A 16,757-nucleotide genomic window follows, 5' to 3' on the forward strand; every position below is an offset into this window, starting at 1 on the left:
CCCCGGCATGAAGGCAATGTCGGCCGCGTCGATAGGATGACGGCATGGTATCTGCGTCGGAGAATGATCGTCTCGTCTGGATCGACTGTGAGATGACGGGACTCGATCTGTCGGTCGACGAACTCGTCGAGATCGCTGTGGTGATCACCGATTTCGAGCTTCGCCCGATCGATCCCGGTTTCCAGGTCGTGATCCGTCCGAGCGATGCAGCGCTGTCGAACATGAACGACTTCGTCACGAAGATGCACGAGACTTCTGGACTGATCAACGAGATCCCGGAGGGCGTGTCGCTCGAAGACGCCCAGGCGCAGACCCTCGAGTACATCAAGCGGTTCGTCCCGCTGGAGCGCAAAGCCCCGCTCGCCGGCAACACGATCGGAACCGATCGCATGTTCCTCGCGAAGTACATGCCCGATGTCGACCAGTGGCTGCATTACCGCAACGTCGATGTGTCGAGCATCAAGGAGCTCTCCCGCCGGTGGTACCCGCGGGTGTTCTTCCAGGCACCGAACAAAGACGGCGGTCACCGCGCGCTCGCCGACATTCTCGAGTCGATCCGCGAGCTCCGGTATTACCGCGCCGCGGTGTTCGTCGACGAGCCGGGACCATCGAGCGATGATGCCCGCGACATCGCTTCGCGCACCGTGTCAGAGTTCACCCCGAACATGTAATAGACTCGTGTGGTCGCCCGCTCCGGTGGGCGCATGGTGGGTATAGCTCAGCTGGTAGAGCGCTGGCTTGTGGTGCCGGATGTCGCGGGTTCGAGTCCCGTTACTCACCCCATCTCGAAGAGGCCTGGATCGGATGATCCAGGCCTCTTCGCATACCCGGCGAACGTTCGAGTCTGCCTTTCGGGAAATACCCCCAGGGGGTATCGTGTTGTCTTCGGTGAACCGCGAAGGGAGCGCCATGATGACGCAGCACGACTCCGAACACACCGAACACGCGACTCCGACGACGCACGCCGAGCACGCGGACCACAGAGAACATGCCGGACATGCCGGCCACGGCGACCACGTCGGCCAGTTCCGTCGCCTGTTCTGGATCATGCTCGTGGTCACAGTGCCTGTCATCGCCGCGTCGCCGATGTTCGCGATGATCCTCGGCTATGACGTCCCCAGCTGGGCGCAGTGGATCGCGCCGGTGCTCGGCACGGTCATGTACGTCTCAGGAGGAAGGCCGTTCCTCGTCGGCGCGGTCGACGAGATACGCTCCAGGGTGCCCGGCATGATGCTGTTGATCGCGCTGGCGATCACGGTCGCGTTCCTCGCGTCGTGGGGTGCGAGCCTCGGGCTCCTGCACCACGAGCTCGAGTTCTGGTGGGAGCTCGCGCTGCTGATCGTGATCATGTTGCTCGGCCATTGGATCGAGATGCGGTCGCTCGCGCAGACGACCTCAGCGCTGGACTCCCTCGCGGCGTTGTTGCCGGACCTGGCCGAGCGCGTCGAGGGCACGGACATCGTGCTGGTGTCGCCCGCAGACCTTCGCCTCGGCGACACCGTCGTGATCCGTCCCGGTGGAAGACTCCCCGCCGACGGCACGGTTGTCCAGGGCACCGCCAACATCGACGAATCCATGATCACCGGAGAATCCAAGCCAGTGCAGCGCGGCGTCGGCGACGCGGTCGTCGCAGGCACCGTTGCCACCGATTCCGGCCTCCGCGTCGAGATCACCGCGATCGGGGACGACACCGCACTCGCCGGCATTCGAAGGCTCGTCGCCGACGCCCAGGCCTCCTCCTCGAGGGCGCAGCGCATCGCCGACCGGGCTGCCGCCTGGTTGTTCTGGTTCGCGCTCGGCGCCGCCGCGATCACCGCGATCGTGTGGACCGCCATCGGGATGCCTGACGAAGGCGTGATCCGCACCGTCACGGTGCTCGTGATCGCCTGCCCGCACGCCCTCGGCCTGGCGATCCCGCTGGTCGTCTCGATCGCGACCGAACGGGCTGCGCGAGCCGGCGTCCTCGTGAAGGACCGGCTGGCACTCGAGAGCATGCGCACCGTCGACACGATCCTCTTCGACAAGACCGGCACGCTCACGAAGGGCGCCCCCGCCGTCACCGGCATCGAAACGGTCGCCCCGTTCGATGAGGACCAGCTGCTCGCACTCGCCGCCGCGGCCGAACTCGACTCCGAGCACCCGCTCGCGACGGCGATCGTCCGGGCGGCGCACGATCGTGGCGTCGACGTCCCCCGAGCCGACGACTTCACATCCTCGCCCGCTGTGGGCGTCACGGCCATTGTCGATGGCCGACTGGTGCGCGTCGGCGGTCCGCACCTGCTGTCCGAGACGGGGACAGCTGAGCTGTCGATCGCCGATGCCTGGCGCACGGAAGGCGCGATCATCCTGCACGTCCTGATCGATCAGCAGGTCGCCGGAGCGCTGCGGCTGGCGGATGAGATCCGTCCGGAGTCCCGGCAGACCGTCGATGCGCTCCGTGCGCGCGGCGTCGAGGTCGTCATGATCACGGGTGACGCTGAGGCCGTCGCCCACCATGTCGCGGATGAGCTCGGTGTGACCCGGGTGTTCGCCGGCGTCCGACCGGAGGACAAGGCTTCCAAGGTGCGCGAGCTGCAGGCCGAGGGACGCAAGGTCGCGATGGTCGGCGACGGTGTGAACGACGCTCCGGCACTGGCCCAAGCAGACGTGGGGCTGGCGATCGGCGCCGGAACAGATGTCGCGATCGCGTCCGCCGGGGTGATCCTCGCCGGCGACGATCCGCGCAGCGTGATCTCGGTGATCGAGCTCTCCACATCGAGCTACCGCAAGATGACACAGAACCTCTGGTGGGCTGCCGGATACAACCTGCTCTCGGTACCGCTCGCCGCCGGGGTCCTCGCCCCGATCGGCTTCGTGCTCCCGATGTCGGTGGGTGCGGTACTGATGTCGCTCTCCACGATCGTGGTCGCTCTGAATGCGCAGCTGCTGCGTCGGATCGACCTCCGGCCCGAGTCCGTGCTCCGTCGGCACTGAGCGGAGACGCTCGACCGGGAGCCCTAGACTGACGAGGTGTCACTCGCGGTCTGGTTCTCGCTGCTCACCGCGTCCGTGGTGATCAGCTTCACGCCCGGCGCTGGGGCGATCAACACGATGTCGAACGCACTCAATCACGGGTGGCGCCGCTCCATCTGGGGCATCGTCGGCCAACAGCTTGCGCTCGTGGTGCACGTCGCCATCGTCGCCGCCGGCGTCGGGCTGCTCGTCTCGCGGTCAGAGATCCTCTTCAACGGCATCCGCTATGCCGGCGCGGCGTACCTCGTGTTCCTCGGCATCCGCCTGATCCTCGCGAAGCCCGCCGTCGCTGGCCCTGCGGAGCTGCAGACCGTCGAATCTCGCGAGGGTGCCTGGTCGATGGTTCGCCGCGGCTTCTGGGTCAATCTGCTGAACCCGAAGGCCGTCGTGTTCTTCCTCGCATTCATCCCCCAGTTCATCCGCCTGGATCAGCCGCCGCTCCCCCAGTACCTCGTCCTCATCGTGACGGTCATCGTGGTCGACGTGCTCGTGATGTGGGGATTCTTCGCCGCGGCCGCTCGCCCCTTCCGGCGGCTCACGCGATCGGCTCAGGGCCAGCGCGCCCTCAACACGGTGTTCGGGGTCCTCTTCATCGCTGTCGCGGCCATCCTCGTCTTCCTGCACTGACTCGCTCCGAGCGCGGCGCGTCTAGGCTGGAGAACGATGGAGATGGATGCCGCAGCCTTCGAGGTGCTCGTGATCGATGAACTCGACCGTCTGCCTGACGACATGGTGGACGGGCTCGACAACGTCGTCTTCGTCGTCGAGGACAGGCCGGAAGACGGCAGCCTCGACCTGCTCGGCATGTACGACGGGCTCGCGCTGACGGAGCGAACCCAGTACGGGATGGGTGAGCTTCCCGACCGCATCGTGGTCTTCCGCGAGCCGCACCTGGCGCAGTGCGACGACGCGGATGAGCTCCGCGACGAGATCCACACCACGCTGGTGCACGAGATCGCGCATTTCTACGGCATCGACGACGCGCAGCTGCATGAGATGGGATGGGCATGAACGCGCCACTCGCGACCCCTGACCTCGACGAGACGACGCTGCTCGAGGCCGCCCCGCTCGAGCCGTGGGAGGTCGTGGTCTGGAACGATCCGGTCAACCTCATGAGCTACGTCGTGCGTGTCTTCCGCACGTATTTCGGGTACTCGACCGACCGGGCCACCACGTTGATGCTCGCGGTGCACCACGACGGGCATGCGATCGTGGCGACCGGCCCCAGAGAGACCATGGAGGTGCACGCGCAGGCGATGCACGACTACGGGCTCTGGGCCACCGTCAGGAAGGCGACGCCATGACCGCTCGTGAGATCGTCTCCACGCTCGCACTCGTGGAAGGACTGCACCTGCTGCAGCTGATCGACGACTTCCGCGAGCTCGTCGGCGCCGAACGCGATGCGGCGGATCCCGCTGTGCAACGCCTCACACCGAGTCCCTACCCGGATGATGTGGATGCGTCCAGGGCGTTCTCCGAGGGAACCCGCGACGATCTGCTGGACCGCAGGCTGCTGGACGCCGACACGGTACGGCTCTCGCTGCGGGACTTCGACATCGACCCGGATGCCGTGACGGAGGATGCCGCCCTTGCGCCCGTCGACGTCGTCATCGCCGAGTCCCAGGTCGACGCCTGGTTGCGGACACTGACTGCGATCCGGCTCGTGATCGCGCAGCGTCTCGACATCACCTCTGATGACCAGCACGACGAGGACGACGCGCGCTTCGGCATCTACGACTGGCTCGGCTATCGCCTCGAGGTGCTGATCCAGGCTGCGGACGAGCTCGACGGCTGACGACGTTCGACCAGCATGGGGATCGGAGTCTCGGCTGCCGCTGTTCCCGGCGTCCCTATGGGATCTCGATCACACGTGTCGCGTGCGACCGAGGCGCATCGCGCTCAGCGTGGCGCTGCTCCTGCGCCGCCCACCGATCCCAGTGCGGTCGGTAGGCGTCACCGTCGCGGGCGAGCGCACGCGACTTGCGGCCCGGTTCAGCCGACTCGAGCCAGACGCGGATGTCGGCGAGTCCTGCTGTCTCCGGACGAATCACGCCGCTGCCCTCGAGAATCACGCCGAGTGCAGGGTCGACAGCATGCGTCTCGGCCTCTTCATCAGTGGTCCAGTCCCAGCGGCGCCAGCTGCCGAGATAGCCACGCCCGTGCGGCTTGAGGATGCCCTCGATGGCCTTCGCCACGCCGGCGTCGAGCCCGTCCCACCCCGGGTAGAGCGAATCGAGTGCGATGATCTGCACCCGACCGGTGAACGGCCATCTGGCAGCGAGCAGAGACGCCAGCGTCGACTTCCCCGCGCCGCTCCCACCGTCGATCAGGACCACAGGGTTGGCAGCGGCCAGAGCGCGGACGTCCGCTTCGATCAGGGCCGCGGCGCGTGCGAGCGCGATCGCGACCTGGTCGTCACTTCTTGAGGGCACGGATGATGCGAGAGAGCGCCCGACCGGCGACCCAGACGAACGGAATCCCGACGGCGAGCAGCGTCACGATGTTCGGCTCGAAGCGGAGACCTTCCTCGCGGCGCACGTAGACGCCGACCGGAACGGAGACTCCCCCGCCTCCGCCGCCCTCTGCGCCGTCGCCACTCCCTCCGCCGAAGCCGGAGTACGTGAACGCCACCGGAGTGATACTCACGCCATCGATGTCCTGCGGCTCTCCATAGGCGCTCTTGACCCCGAAGGACGCGGCCTGTTTTCCGAGTTCGAGTGCAATGTTCGGCATGCTTCCACGGTAGCCGACCGGAGCGGTCGAGTGCCATGGCTCGAGTCGGGTTCGCCCGACGCGTCAGATCAGTCGAGACCGTGCGCCTTCGGATGTTGTGCTGCCCCGCGCCCGGCACCTCGGCCGATATGACGTGCGCGCGTGATCGTCGAGTTGCCGAAGCGGGCGACGGCATCGTCCATCGCGCCTTCGACACGGCGCCAGTCCTCGTCGTCGTCCCACAGCCCGATCCCGCCACCGCCGGCCGGCCGCAGCTTCTCGGCGCGCACACCGACGAGCCGCACGGGGTCGTGCCGCTCGATCTGCTCGAACAGGGCCTGGGCGGCCTCACCGATGCGCTGGCCGACCGCGGTCGGCTCCGGCAGTGTCTGGGAGCGGCTGAGCGTGCGGAAGTCATCGAAGCGGATCTTGATCGACACGGTGCCGGCCTCCCACTGTGCGCGCCGCAGACGTGCGGCCACACGGTCGGCGAGCCGCAGCAGCTCGGCACGGAGGAAGACACGATCGGCCGTGTCCTGCTCGAACGTCTCCTCATGCCCGACGCTCTTCTCGATCCGATCGGTCTCGATCGCTCTGGCGTCTTCCCCATTCGCCAGCTGCCGCAGCCGCGCACTGAGCGCAGGCCCGACAGCGCGCTCGAGCATCGCCGTCGACGACTCCCTGATGTCGCGAATCGTGCGGATGCCCCGCGCCTCGAGCGACTCAGCGGCCTTGGGCCCGACGCCCCACATCGCCCTGACCGGTCGCGGCGAGAGGAAGTCGATGGTGTCTGCCGCCGCCACGACGAGCATCCCGTCCGGCTTCGAGATGGTGGAGGCCATCTTCGCGACGTGTTTGGTCGCGGCGACACCGACGCTGCAGCTGATCCCGACCTCCGCCTGGACACGTTCACGGATCAGGACCGCGATCTGGGCGGGACTCCCCCACAGACGGCGCACCCCCTGCACGTCGAGGAATGCCTCATCAACGGACAGCGGCTCGACGAGCGGGGTGAACGACTCGAAGATCGCCATCACCTGCCGCGAGACCTCCTGGTATCGCTGGAAGTTCGGCAGCACGATGCGCGCGGAAGGACACAGCCGGATGGCCTGCGCCACCGGCATCGCAGCACGCACGCCGTATCGACGTGCTTCGTAGGAGGCGCTCGACACGACGGAACGCCCGTCCGGCGCTCCGATGATCAGCGGGAGGCCGCGCAGGCTCGGATCGTCGAGCACGGCGACGGCGGCGTAGAACGCGTCCATGTCGACGTGGAGGATTCGGGTGCCGGTGTCGTCGGCGTCGGCCGCGGAGACGATCCGCCCACTGCCATCACCACGACCCATGACACCATTCTCTCTCGGACCACGGACACAGCGAGGGGCTCAGCGATCATCGATCGCTGAGCCCCTCGAGGACGTCCTACTGCGCTGCGCGCTCGAGGATCAACTCGCGCACGCGGGCCGCGTCGGCCTGCCCCTTCATGGCCTTCATGACAGCGCCGATCACGGCGCCGGCCGCCTGGACCTTGCCGTCCTTGATCTTCGCGAGCACGTCGGGCTGGGCGGCGAAGGCATCGTCGATCGCCGCGATCAGCGCGCCGTCGTCCGACACGACGGCGAGACCGCGGGAGGCCACGACCTCTTCCGGGGTGCCTTCCCCGGCGATGACGCCCTCGAGCACCTGACGCGCCAGCTTGTCGGTCAGCGTGCCGGCATCGACGAGCCGCTGCAGCGCCGCGACGTTGGCAGGAGAGATGAGCTCGGCGGCTTCTTTCTCCTGCGCGTTCGCGAGGCGCGCGATCTCGCCGGTCCACCACTTGCGGGCGGCGGCGGGTGCCGCGCCTGCCGCGATGGTCGCCTCGACCTCATCGAGGATGCCGCCGTTGCGGACATCCTGGAACTCGAGGTCGGTGAAGCCCCACTCGGTCATCAGACGACGACGACGGGCCACCGGCTGCTCAGGCAGCGCCGCACGCAACTCTTCGATCAGTTCGCGTGCCGGCTCGACGGGAAGCAGGTCGGGCTCCGGGAAGTACCGGTAGTCATCGGCATCCGACTTCGGGCGACCGGGCGACGTGGTGCCGGTGTCCTCGTGCCAGTGCCGCGTCTCCTGCGTGATGGTGCCGCCGTCGGCGAGGATCTGCGCCTGGCGCTGGATCTCGTACTTCACAGCACGCTCGACGGACCGCATCGAGTTGACGTTCTTCGTCTCGGTGCGGGTGCCGAGCTTCTCGGTGCCACGCGGACGCAGCGAGACGTTCGCGTCACAGCGCAGGTTGCCTCGCTCGAGTCGCGCTTCCGAGATGCCCAGACCGCGGACGATGTCGCGGATCGCCTGCACGTACGCCTTCGCGACCTCCGGGGCACGGTGCTCGGTGCCGTAGATGATGTTCGTCACGATCTCGACGAGCGGCACGCCCGCACGGTTGTAGTCGACCAGCGAGTACTCGGCGCCCTGGATTCGGCCGGTGGCGCCACCCATGTGGGTGAGCTTGCCCGCGTCCTCCTCCATGTGCGCCCGCTCGATCGGGATCGTCACGACCGTGCCGTCCTCGAGCTCGACCTCGACCGAGCCGTCGAAGGCGATCGGCTCGTCGAACTGCGAGATCTGGTAGTTCTTGCCGAGGTCGGGATAGAAGTAGTTCTTGCGCGCGAACCGGCTCGATTCCGCGATAGAGCAGCCGAGCGCGAGGCCGAGGCTGATCGACGAACGGATCGCCGTCTCGTTCACGACCGGGAGCGAGCCGGGCAGACCGAGGTCGACCGGAGCGATCAGCGTGTTCGGCGCGGCGGCGTGGTACGCCTCGTTCGCCGGGTTCGGAGCATCCGAGAACATCTTCGTGTTCGTGTTGAGCTCGACGTGCACTTCGAAACCGAGAACCGGTTCGAAGAGCTCGAGCGCCTTGTCGAAGTCCATGAGCTTGGCGGTGGCCATCAGCGGTTCCCTCCTGCGAGCTGGGGTGCGCGGGTGAGCAGCGGAGCACCCCACGAGTCGACGAGCAGCGTCTCGAGTGCAGCACCGACGCGGTAGAGGCGTGCGTCTTCCCGTGCAGGGGCGAGGAACTGGATGCCGACCGGAAGGCCGTCCTCAGCCGCCAGACCGCTCGGGATCGAGATACCGGGCACGCCGGCGAGGTTCGCCGGGATCGTGGTGATGTCGTTGAGGTACATCTGCAGCGGATCGTCGATCTTCTCGCCGATCTTGAACGCCGTGGTCGGAGCGGTCGGGGTCGCGATCACGTCGACGTTCGCGAAGGCGGCGGCGAAGTCCTGCTGGATCAGCGTGCGGACCTTCTGCGCGCTGCCGTAGTAGGCGTCGTAGTACCCGGCCGAGAGGGCGTAGGTGCCGAGGATGATGCGGCGCTTGACCTCATCGCCGAATCCGGCGTCGCGCGTCGCGGACATGACATCCTCGACCGTCGGGTTGCCATCCGGTGTGACGCGCAGACCGAAACGCACCGAATCGAACTTCGCCAGGTTGCTCGACGCCTCGGCGGGGAGGATCAGATAGTACGCGGCGACGCCGTACTCGAAGTGCGGGGCGTCGATCTCGACGATCTCAGCTCCCTGCGCCTCCATGAGCGCGAGCGAGGCGCGGAACGACTCGGCGACGCCGGCCTGGAAACCGCTGTCGGGGAGTTCGCGGATGACGCCGACCTTCAGTCCCTTGAGCACATCACCGCTGGCACCCTCGCGGGCGGCTGCGGCGAACGACGGCCACTCGTCGCGGAGCGAGGTGGAGTCCTTCGGGTCGTGGCCGCCGATCGCGTCGTGCAGCAGACCTGCGTCGAGCACCGTGCGGGTGACGGGTCCGACCTGATCGAGGCTCGATGCCAGCGCGATCGCGCCGTAACGGCTGACGCCGCCGTAGGTGGGCTTCACGCCGACGGTTCCGGTGACGTGCGCGGGCTGACGGATCGAGCCGCCCGTGTCGGAGCCGAGCGCGAGCGGCGCCTCGAAGGCGGCGACGGCTGCGGCAGAACCACCGCCGGAGCCGCCGGGGATCCGGTCGAGGTCCCAGGGGTTGCGGGTCGGGCCGTACGCGGAGTACTCCGTGGAGGAGCCCATGGCGAACTCGTCCATGTTCGTCTTGCCGAGGGGGATCAGCCCCGCCGCGCGCGAACGGGCGACGACGGTGGCGTCGTACGGCGACCGGTATCCCTCGAGGATGCGGGAGCCGCTGGTCGTGGGCTGGTCGTTCGTGACCAGCACATCCTTGATCGCGAGCGGAACACCGGCGATCGGGCCGAGCTGCTCGCCGGCGGCACGCTTCGCGTCGACGGCTGCTGCCGCTTCGAGCGCATGCTCGTTGACGTGCAGGAATGCGTGCACCGAGCCGTCGACCGTCGCGATGCGGTCGAGGTGAGCCTGGGTCGCCTCGACGCTGGAGATCTCTCGGGCCTCGAGCTTCGCGGCGAGCTCCGCCGCGGTCAGTCGGATGATGTCGCTCACTGCTCTTCTCCCAGGATCGCGGTCACGCGGAAGCGTCCGTCAGCGGCATCCGGTGCGTTCTGCAGCACCTGCTCGTGGGTGAGGGTCTCGCCGACCACATCAGGACGGAAGACGTTGCTCAGCGGGATCGGGTGGCTCGTCGCGGCGATGTCGTCGGTTGCGACCTCAGACACCTTCGCGATGTTGTCGACGATCGCGTCGAGCTGGCCGGTGAGCCGTGACACCTCGTCGTCGTTGAGCTGGATGCGCGCGAGCACGCCGAGATGACGTACTAGATCAGGGGTGATTTCAGACACACTCCGAGTCTAGTTGGCGCGTCCACTCCGACCGGTCCCGCCCGCGTCCCAGCCGCGGCCTATGCTGAGCGGGTGAACGCGTTCCAGCCTCCGCGCCCGTGGGTCGCCAGCTATGCCGCCGGCGTCCCGGAAGACCTCGACCCGGTCTCGGGCTCGCTGATCGACATCGTCGCCGCATCGGCAAGGGACTACCCGGATGCACCCGCGCTGCAGTTCTTCGAGAAGGAGACGAGCTACGCGCAGCTGCAGGAGGCGATCGAGCGCGCAGCATCCGGTCTCCGTGACCTCGGCGTCCGCGCCGGCGACCCGGTCGCCATCGTGCTGCCGAACTGTCCGCAGCACATCATCGCCTTCTACGCGGTGCTCCGTCTCGGCGCGGTCGTCGTCGAGCACAACCCGCTCTACACGCCGCGCGAGCTGCGCAAGCAGTTCGAGGATCACGGCGCAAAGCACGCGATCGTGTGGAACAAGGTCGTCGCCACCGTGCAGGACTTCCCAGCCGATCTCGCCGTGACGTCGCTCGTGTCCGTCGACGTGACCCGGGCGATGCCGTTCCTCACCCGTGTCGCGCTCCGGCTGCCGGTCGCCAAGGCCAGAGAGTCGCGTGCGGCGCTGACCGAGAAGGTGCGCGGCACCGTCACCTGGGATGCCCTGGTGACCTCGACTCCACTGCCTGCCTCGCACCCGTCCCCGTCGACCGATGACCTCGCGATCATCCAGTACACCTCTGGCACTACCGGTACCCCGAAGGGTGCGGCGCTCACGCACCGGAACCTGCTCGCCAACGCCGCGCAGGCGAGGGCGTGGGTGCCGTCGATCCAGCGCGGCAAGGGCTGCGTGGTCTACGCCGTGCTGCCGATGTTCCACGCCTACGGCCTCACACTGTGCCTGACGTTCGCCATGTCGATGGGCGCGCGGCTCGTGCTCTTCCCGAAGTTCGACCCCGATCTCGTGCTGACGGTGATGAAGAAGCATCCCGCCACCTTCCTGCCGCTGGTCCCGCCGATCGCGGATCGCCTGCTCGCCGCCGCGACTGCGAAGGGCGTCTCGTTGGAAGGCGTCGAAGTCGCGATCTCCGGCGCCATGGCGCTGCCGCACGAGCTCGTCGTGCCCTTCGAGGCCGCGACGCACGGCTACCTGGTCGAGGGGTACGGGTTGAGCGAGTGCTCACCGGTGCTCATGGCCAATCCCGTCGCAGCGCACCGTGTGCCTGGCACGGTCGGGCTCCCGATCCCGGGCACCGAGTGTCGCGTGGTCGACCCCGAGAATCCGACGCAGGATGTCGCGCAGGGATCTCCGGGTGAGCTGCTGGTGCGCGGCCCCCAGGTGTTCGCGGGCTACTACGGGAAGCCCGAGGAGACCGAGGCGGTCCTCGTCGGCGACTGGTTCCGGACCGGCGACATCGTGACGATCGACGAGGCCGGATTCGTCCGCATCGTCGACCGCATCAAGGAACTCATCATCACGGGCGGCTTCAACGTGGCACCGACCGAGGTCGAGAACGCATTGCGCCAGCATTCGCTGGTGTCAGACGCCGCGGTCGTCGGTCTTCCCAGCGAGCATTCCGGCGAGGAGGTCGTCGCAGCGATCGTCGTGGACGGCGCGAGCGACCTCGACGTGGAGCAGATCCGGGAATTCACGCGCACGATCCTCACGCCGTACAAGGTGCCGCGCCGCATCTTCGTGGTCGACGAACTGCCGAAGTCACTCATCGGGAAGGTGCTGCGGCGACAGGTCAGGGAGAAGCTCCTGTCCTTGACGACCGGTGCGTGAGGACGCCCTCACAGGCACGAACAGGCCGAGAGCGCTACCCTTGGGTAGTGACTCCTGAAGATGCAGTACTGACCGACGCCCCCGAGGACTCCCCCGCGACCCCCGGATTCGAGGAACTCGGCATCTCCGGGCCCGTCCTCAAGGCGATCCGTGATCTCGGATACGAGACCCCTTCCCCCATCCAGGCCGCGACGATTCCGACGCTGCTCGCCGGACGCGACGTCGTCGGCATGGCCCAGACCGGAACCGGCAAGACGGCCGCGTTCGCCCTCCCCGTGCTCGAACGGCTCGACGTGTCGCAGAAGTCGCCGCAGGCGCTCGTGCTCGCGCCGACCCGTGAGCTCGCGCTCCAGGTGTGCGAGGCCTTCGAGTCCTACGCCTCGAAGATGAAGGGCGTGCACATGCTGCCCGTCTACGGCGGACAGGCATACGGCGTGCAGCTCTCCGCACTGCGCCGTGGCGTGCACGTGGTCGTCGGAACTCCCGGCCGCATCATGGACCACCTCGCCAAGGGCACGCTCGACCTCTCGCAGCTGCAGTACCTCGTGCTCGACGAGGCCGACGAGATGCTGAAGATGGGCTTCGCGGAAGACGTGGAGCAGATCCTCGCGCAGACGCCCGTCGAGAAGCAGGTCGCGCTGTTCTCGGCGACCATGCCCCCGCAGATCCGTCGCCTCGCGCAGCAGTACCTGCGCGATCCGGAAGAGATCAGCATCAAGTCGAAGACCGCAACCGGCACGAACATCACGCAGCGGTATCTCGTGGTGTCGTACCAGCAGAAGGTCGACGCGCTCACGCGCATCCTCGAGGTCGAGAACTTCGACGGCATGATCGTCTTCGTCCGCACGAAGAACGAGACCGAGACGCTCGCCGAGAAGCTCCGGGCCCGCGGATACTCCGCAGCGGCCATCAACGGTGACGTCCCCCAGGCGCAGCGCGAGCGCAGCGTGAACCAGCTGAAGGACGCCAAGCTCGACATCCTCGTCGCGACCGATGTCGCCGCTCGTGGTCTCGACGTCGAGCGCATCAGCCACGTCATCAACTTCGACATCCCCACCGACACCGAGTCGTACGTGCACCGCATCGGCCGCACCGGTCGCGCTGGACGGAGCGGTGACGCGATCAGCTTCATCACCCCGCGCGAGCGCTACCTGCTCAAGCACATCGAGAAGGCGACGCGTCAGGTTCCGACCCAGATGCAGTTGCCGACCACCGACGATGTGAACACCACGCGTCTCGCCCGTTTCGACGATGCGATCACCGCTGCGCTCGGCGACGCCGCCCGCGTCGACAAGTTCCGCGACGTCATCGCCCACTACGTGCGCAACCACGACGTGCCCGAGGCCGATGTGGCCGCGGCTCTCGCCATCGTCGCGCAGGGCGACAGCCCGTTGCTGCTCGACCCGGCCGATGACCGCCTCGCCAGGGCGGTCGAGGCCGATGGCCGTCCGCCGCGCGAGCGTGCCGCCCGTGAGCCCCGCGAACCGCGCACCGAGCGTCGCGGGCGCGGCGACTACACCGCGTACCGCATCGAGGTCGGCCGTCGCCACCGTGTCGAGCCGCGTCAGATCGTCGGCGCGCTCGCGAACGAGGGTGGACTGGGACGTGACGACTTCGGCGTCATCAACATCCGTCCGGACTTCTCGACGGTCGAACTGCCCTCGAACCTGAGCCCGTCGGTGCTGGAGAAGCTGCGTGACACGCGCATCTCCGGACGCCTGATCGAGATCAAGCCGGACCGCGGTCCGGCGGGTCGTCGCCCGCGCGACACCGACGGCGGTGACCGTTTCGAGCGCCGCGACCGGGATGACCGTCCTGCTCGCACGGATCGCGACGAGAAGCCGTTCCGCAAGCCCCGCCACAAGAGCTGAGGCTCAGCACGACATTCGAATGAGCGGGGCCGGTTCGCCGGCTCCGCTCATTCGTCTTCTCCGGAGCCTCACTCCGTCGGACGCAGGACTTCGCGGCCTCGTGTCAGGCCGTGCCGCGGGTGAGCTGTGCGGCCACGTCGACCAGCTGCTCCGGGTGCACCAGGAGTGCGCGTTGCTCGGGATTCTCGATCAGGTGCGCCAACAGACGGCATCTGGAGTGAGGCGCAGGTGGTGTCAGCCAGGATCTCCGACCGCAAGCGCCTCAGGAACGGCGATCAGCGGCCCGTAGCGCTTCACGATCCGTCTGACGCGACCGGCGGCAGCGCATCGGGCCCTTCGGTCACGAGGATGTGGAACTGCGCGGCATCGAGGATGCGCAACCCCAGCTCCTCCGCCTTCGCGAGCTTGGAACCCGCGCCCGGCCCGGCAGCCACGAAGTCGGTCTTCTTGGACACGCTCGATGCGGCCTTGCCCCCGGCCTGGATGATCGCCTCCTGAGCACCATCCCGCGTGTAACCGTCCAGCGAACCCGTCGCCACGACGGTGAGCCCGTCCAGCACTCCTCCGGCAGCCACAGCCGCCCCCGGCCCGGGGTGCCCCGGCGTCGACCACTGCACACCGGCGTCCGCCCACGCCTGCACGATCTCCTGATGCCAGTCGATCTCGAACCAGTCCAGCAGCGAATCGGCGATGATCCCACCGACGCCCTCGACAGCCGCCAGTTCTTCGCGGGAGGCCGCGCGAATGGCATCGAGCGAGCCGAACCATTGCGCCAGCGCACGGGCAGCGACCGGACCGACGTGCCGGATGTTCAGCGACACGAGCAGCCGCCACAGCTCCTTGGTCTTCGCCTTCTCGAGCTCGGCGAGCAGTGTCAGCGCCTGCGACGACGGCTGAGCCGTGTGCAGGCCGGACTTCTTCTCGGCGGCCGTCGCGTTGCGGCGGAACGGCGCTCTGGTCTTGACGACACCATCATCGTCCTCCTTCGGCAGCCCCGTCTCGGCATCCCGCACGAACAGCTCGATCGGCACCAGCTGATCGAGCGTCAGGGCGAACAGACCGGCCTCGGTGACCAGCGGCGGCACCTCGGGCGTCGTCGGTTGCGTGAGGGCCGCCGCAGTGACCTCGCCGAGCGCCTCGACATCGAGCGCGCCACGGGATCCGATGTGCTCGACACGCCCGCGAACCTGAGCAGGGCACGACCGAGCGTTCGGGCAACGGAGGTCGATGTCGCCCTCTTTCATCGCCCGCAACGGCGTGCCGCACTCCGGACACTCCGCCGGCATCACGAACTCGCGCTCGGTGCCGTCGCGGCGCTCGACGACCGGGCCGAGAACCTCCGGGATCACATCGCCGGCCTTCCTGAGCACCACCGTGTCGCCGATCAGAACGCCCTTCGCCTTCACGACGTCCTTGTTGTGCAGGGTGGCCTGACGCACGACCGAGCCGGCGACCTGCGCCGGTGCCATGACGGCGAACGGCGTCGCGCGTCCGGTGCGGCCGACCGACACCACGATGTCGAGCAGCTTCGTCTGCACCTCTTCCGGCGGGTACTTGTACGCGATCGCCCATCGCGGTGCCCGGCTCGTCGCACCCAGCTCGTCGTGGAGCTCGAGCTCGTCGACCTTCACCACGATGCCGTCGAGCTCATGCTCGATGTCGTGCCGGTGCTCACCGAAGTACTCGACGAAGTCGGCGACCTCGTCGATCGTGGAGCACACCTTGGTGTGCGGACTCGTCGGCAGGCCCCACTCGGACAACAGCGCGTACACCTCGCTCTGCGAGGCGACCGGCGGGTTCTGCCACGCGCCGACGCCATGGACGTAGAGGGCGAGCGACTCGATGCGCAGCAGACCGGCCTCGAGCTCGAGCCCGTCCTTCTTGTCGATCTGCTGACGCAGTCCGCCGCTGGCGGCGTTCCGCGGGTTGGCGAAGGAGGGGAATCGTCGAGCGGCAGCAGTACGAGCCTTCTCTTCGTCGAACGGCCGCTTCGCCCCTCCTCTGGCTTCCCAACGAGCGAGCGCATCGGCATAGGCGCGCTCGCGGAACTCAGCCTGTGCCGCGTTGAGTCGCTCGAACGCCGCGACCGGGATGAAGACCTCGCCGCGGACCTCCACGATCGACGGATGACCCTCGCCCAGCAACTGTTCGGGAATCTCCGGCAACCGCAGCGCGTTCTCGGTCACGATCTCGCCGACCCGGCCGTCGCCGCGGGTCGCAGCAGAAGTGAGACGGCCCTTCTCGTAGCGGAGGTTGATCGCGAGGCCGTCGATCTTCAGCTCGGTCAGCCAGGCGACATCGCGACCTGCCGATGCGCGGGTCTTCGCGGCCCATTCCCGCAGCTCCTCGATCGAGAAGACGTTGTCGAGGCTCAGCATCCGTTCCGCATGCTCGATGGTGGCGAGACCTGTCGCCTCGGCGGCACCGACCATCTGCGTCGGGGAATCCTGTCCCTGCAGCTCGGGGTGCAGGCGCTCGAGTCCTTCGAGCCGATGCATCCAGCCGTCGTATGTGGCGTCGTCGACGATCGAGGTGTCGCGACCGTAGTACGCGTCCTTCGCCTCGAGGATGCGCGTCGTCAACGCCTCGGCTTCGGTTCGGGCGTCTTCCAGCGAGATGTTCTCCGGCACCCGGTCAGT

15 protein-coding genes and 1 tRNA gene are annotated in these 16,757 nt (G+C 67.7%); 9 read left to right on the forward strand and 7 right to left on the reverse strand.

Going from position 1 to position 16,757, the window contains the following annotated elements; all coding sequences use genetic code 11:
• The first annotated feature begins 44 nt into the window (after positions 1-44).
• The 7 genes from orn (at position 45) to RS83_RS15380 (ending at position 4,807) form a co-directional block, all read left to right on the forward strand.
• Positions 45-671 (forward strand): oligoribonuclease, encoded by a 627-nt coding sequence (gene orn, locus RS83_RS15350; RefSeq protein WP_045280350.1) that lies wholly within the window; start codon positions 45-47, stop codon positions 669-671.
• A 36-nt stretch (positions 672-707) separates the two neighbouring features.
• Positions 708-783, forward strand: a tRNA-His gene (locus RS83_RS15355).
• Positions 784-909: 126 nt separating this feature from the next.
• On the forward strand, positions 910-2,973 hold the full coding sequence (locus tag RS83_RS15360; protein ID WP_156153228.1) for a heavy metal translocating P-type ATPase: 2,064 nt from the start codon (positions 910-912) through the stop codon (positions 2,971-2,973).
• 36 nt (positions 2,974-3,009) lie between these two features.
• Positions 3,010-3,639 (forward strand): LysE family transporter, encoded by a 630-nt coding sequence (locus RS83_RS15365; RefSeq protein ID WP_045280351.1) that lies wholly within the window; start codon positions 3,010-3,012, stop codon positions 3,637-3,639.
• Between the two features lie 36 nt (positions 3,640-3,675).
• On the forward strand, positions 3,676-4,023 hold the full coding sequence (locus RS83_RS15370; protein WP_045280352.1) for a metallopeptidase family protein: 348 nt from the start codon (positions 3,676-3,678) through the stop codon (positions 4,021-4,023).
• Complete coding sequence (gene clpS / locus RS83_RS15375; RefSeq protein WP_419760993.1) at positions 4,020-4,316, forward strand: ATP-dependent Clp protease adapter ClpS; 297 nt, start codon at positions 4,020-4,022, stop codon at positions 4,314-4,316. The genes RS83_RS15370 and clpS overlap by 4 nt, the downstream gene beginning before the upstream one ends.
• A complete protein-coding gene (locus RS83_RS15380; protein WP_045280354.1) occupies positions 4,313-4,807 on the forward strand; it encodes a DUF2017 family protein in 495 nt (164 codons plus the stop codon). The genes clpS and RS83_RS15380 overlap by 4 nt, the downstream gene beginning before the upstream one ends.
• A gap of 55 nt (positions 4,808-4,862) precedes the next feature.
• Here RS83_RS15380 and RS83_RS15385 read toward each other — a convergent pair whose 3' ends face one another.
• The 6 genes from RS83_RS15385 to gatC all read right to left on the reverse strand — a co-directional run bounded on the left by RS83_RS15385 (position 4,863) and on the right by gatC (position 10,474).
• Complete coding sequence (locus RS83_RS15385; protein WP_052679142.1) at positions 4,863-5,444, reverse strand: aminobenzoate synthetase; 582 nt, start codon at positions 5,442-5,444, stop codon at positions 4,863-4,865.
• Positions 5,428-5,745: a hypothetical protein gene (locus RS83_RS15390; protein ID WP_045280355.1), complete on the reverse strand. Its 318-nt coding sequence runs from the start codon at positions 5,743-5,745 to the stop codon at positions 5,428-5,430. Before RS83_RS15390 ends, RS83_RS15385 begins: the two co-directional genes overlap by 17 nt.
• A 68-nt stretch (positions 5,746-5,813) precedes the next feature.
• A complete protein-coding gene (gene dinB, locus RS83_RS15395; protein ID WP_045280356.1) occupies positions 5,814-7,070 on the reverse strand; it encodes a DNA polymerase IV in 1,257 nt (418 codons plus the stop codon).
• A gap of 76 nt (positions 7,071-7,146) precedes the next feature.
• Entirely contained in the window at positions 7,147-8,661 is a 1,515-nt protein-coding gene (gene gatB / locus RS83_RS15400) for an Asp-tRNA(Asn)/Glu-tRNA(Gln) amidotransferase subunit GatB (RefSeq protein ID WP_045280357.1), read from the reverse strand.
• Positions 8,661-10,178 carry an Asp-tRNA(Asn)/Glu-tRNA(Gln) amidotransferase subunit GatA gene (gene gatA, locus RS83_RS15405; RefSeq protein ID WP_045280358.1) on the reverse strand — a complete coding sequence of 506 codons (1,518 nt, stop codon included), beginning with the start codon at positions 10,176-10,178 and terminating at the stop codon, positions 8,661-8,663. The genes gatB and gatA overlap by 1 nt, the downstream gene beginning before the upstream one ends.
• On the reverse strand, positions 10,175-10,474 hold the full coding sequence (gene gatC / locus RS83_RS15410; protein ID WP_045280359.1) for an Asp-tRNA(Asn)/Glu-tRNA(Gln) amidotransferase subunit GatC: 300 nt from the start codon (positions 10,472-10,474) through the stop codon (positions 10,175-10,177). The genes gatA and gatC overlap by 4 nt, the downstream gene beginning before the upstream one ends.
• A gap of 72 nt (positions 10,475-10,546) precedes the next feature.
• Here gatC and RS83_RS15415 point away from each other — a divergent pair, with 72 nt between their 5' ends.
• Together RS83_RS15415 and RS83_RS15420 are read left to right on the forward strand one after the other, a co-directional pair.
• On the forward strand, positions 10,547-12,247 hold the full coding sequence (locus tag RS83_RS15415; protein WP_045280360.1) for a long-chain-fatty-acid--CoA ligase: 1,701 nt from the start codon (positions 10,547-10,549) through the stop codon (positions 12,245-12,247).
• Between the two features lie 47 nt (positions 12,248-12,294).
• Positions 12,295-14,118, forward strand: a complete 1,824-nt coding sequence (locus RS83_RS15420; protein ID WP_419760994.1) for a DEAD/DEAH box helicase — start codon at positions 12,295-12,297, stop codon at positions 14,116-14,118.
• A 293-nt stretch (positions 14,119-14,411) separates the two neighbouring features.
• On the opposite strand, the gene ligA is transcribed toward RS83_RS15420, so the two are convergent.
• Positions 14,412-16,748, reverse strand: a complete 2,337-nt coding sequence (gene ligA, locus RS83_RS15425; RefSeq protein ID WP_045280361.1) for an NAD-dependent DNA ligase LigA — start codon at positions 16,746-16,748, stop codon at positions 14,412-14,414.
• Between the last annotated feature and the right edge of the window lie 9 nt (positions 16,749-16,757).

This window comes from Microbacterium oxydans (assembly GCF_000956525.1).
Taxonomy (GTDB): Bacteria; Actinomycetota; Actinomycetes; order Actinomycetales; family Microbacteriaceae; genus Microbacterium; species Microbacterium oxydans_A.

Coding starts and splice junctions, on each gene's coding strand:
- orn (WP_045280350.1), top strand. CDS start 45: ATGGTATCTGCGTCGGAGAATGATCGTCTCGTCTGGATCGACTGTGAG.
- RS83_RS15360 (WP_156153228.1), top strand. CDS start 910: ATGATGACGCAGCACGACTCCGAACACACCGAACACGCGACTCCGACG.
- RS83_RS15370 (WP_045280352.1), top strand. CDS start 3,676: ATGGAGATGGATGCCGCAGCCTTCGAGGTGCTCGTGATCGATGAACTC.
- clpS (WP_419760993.1), top strand. CDS start 4,020: ATGAACGCGCCACTCGCGACCCCTGACCTCGACGAGACGACGCTGCTC.
- RS83_RS15380 (WP_045280354.1), top strand. CDS start 4,313: ATGACCGCTCGTGAGATCGTCTCCACGCTCGCACTCGTGGAAGGACTG.
- RS83_RS15390 (WP_045280355.1), bottom strand. CDS start 5,745: ATGCCGAACATTGCACTCGAACTCGGAAAACAGGCCGCGTCCTTCGGG.
- dinB (WP_045280356.1), bottom strand. CDS start 7,070: ATGGGTCGTGGTGATGGCAGTGGGCGGATCGTCTCCGCGGCCGACGCC.
- gatB (WP_045280357.1), bottom strand. CDS start 8,661: ATGGCCACCGCCAAGCTCATGGACTTCGACAAGGCGCTCGAGCTCTTC.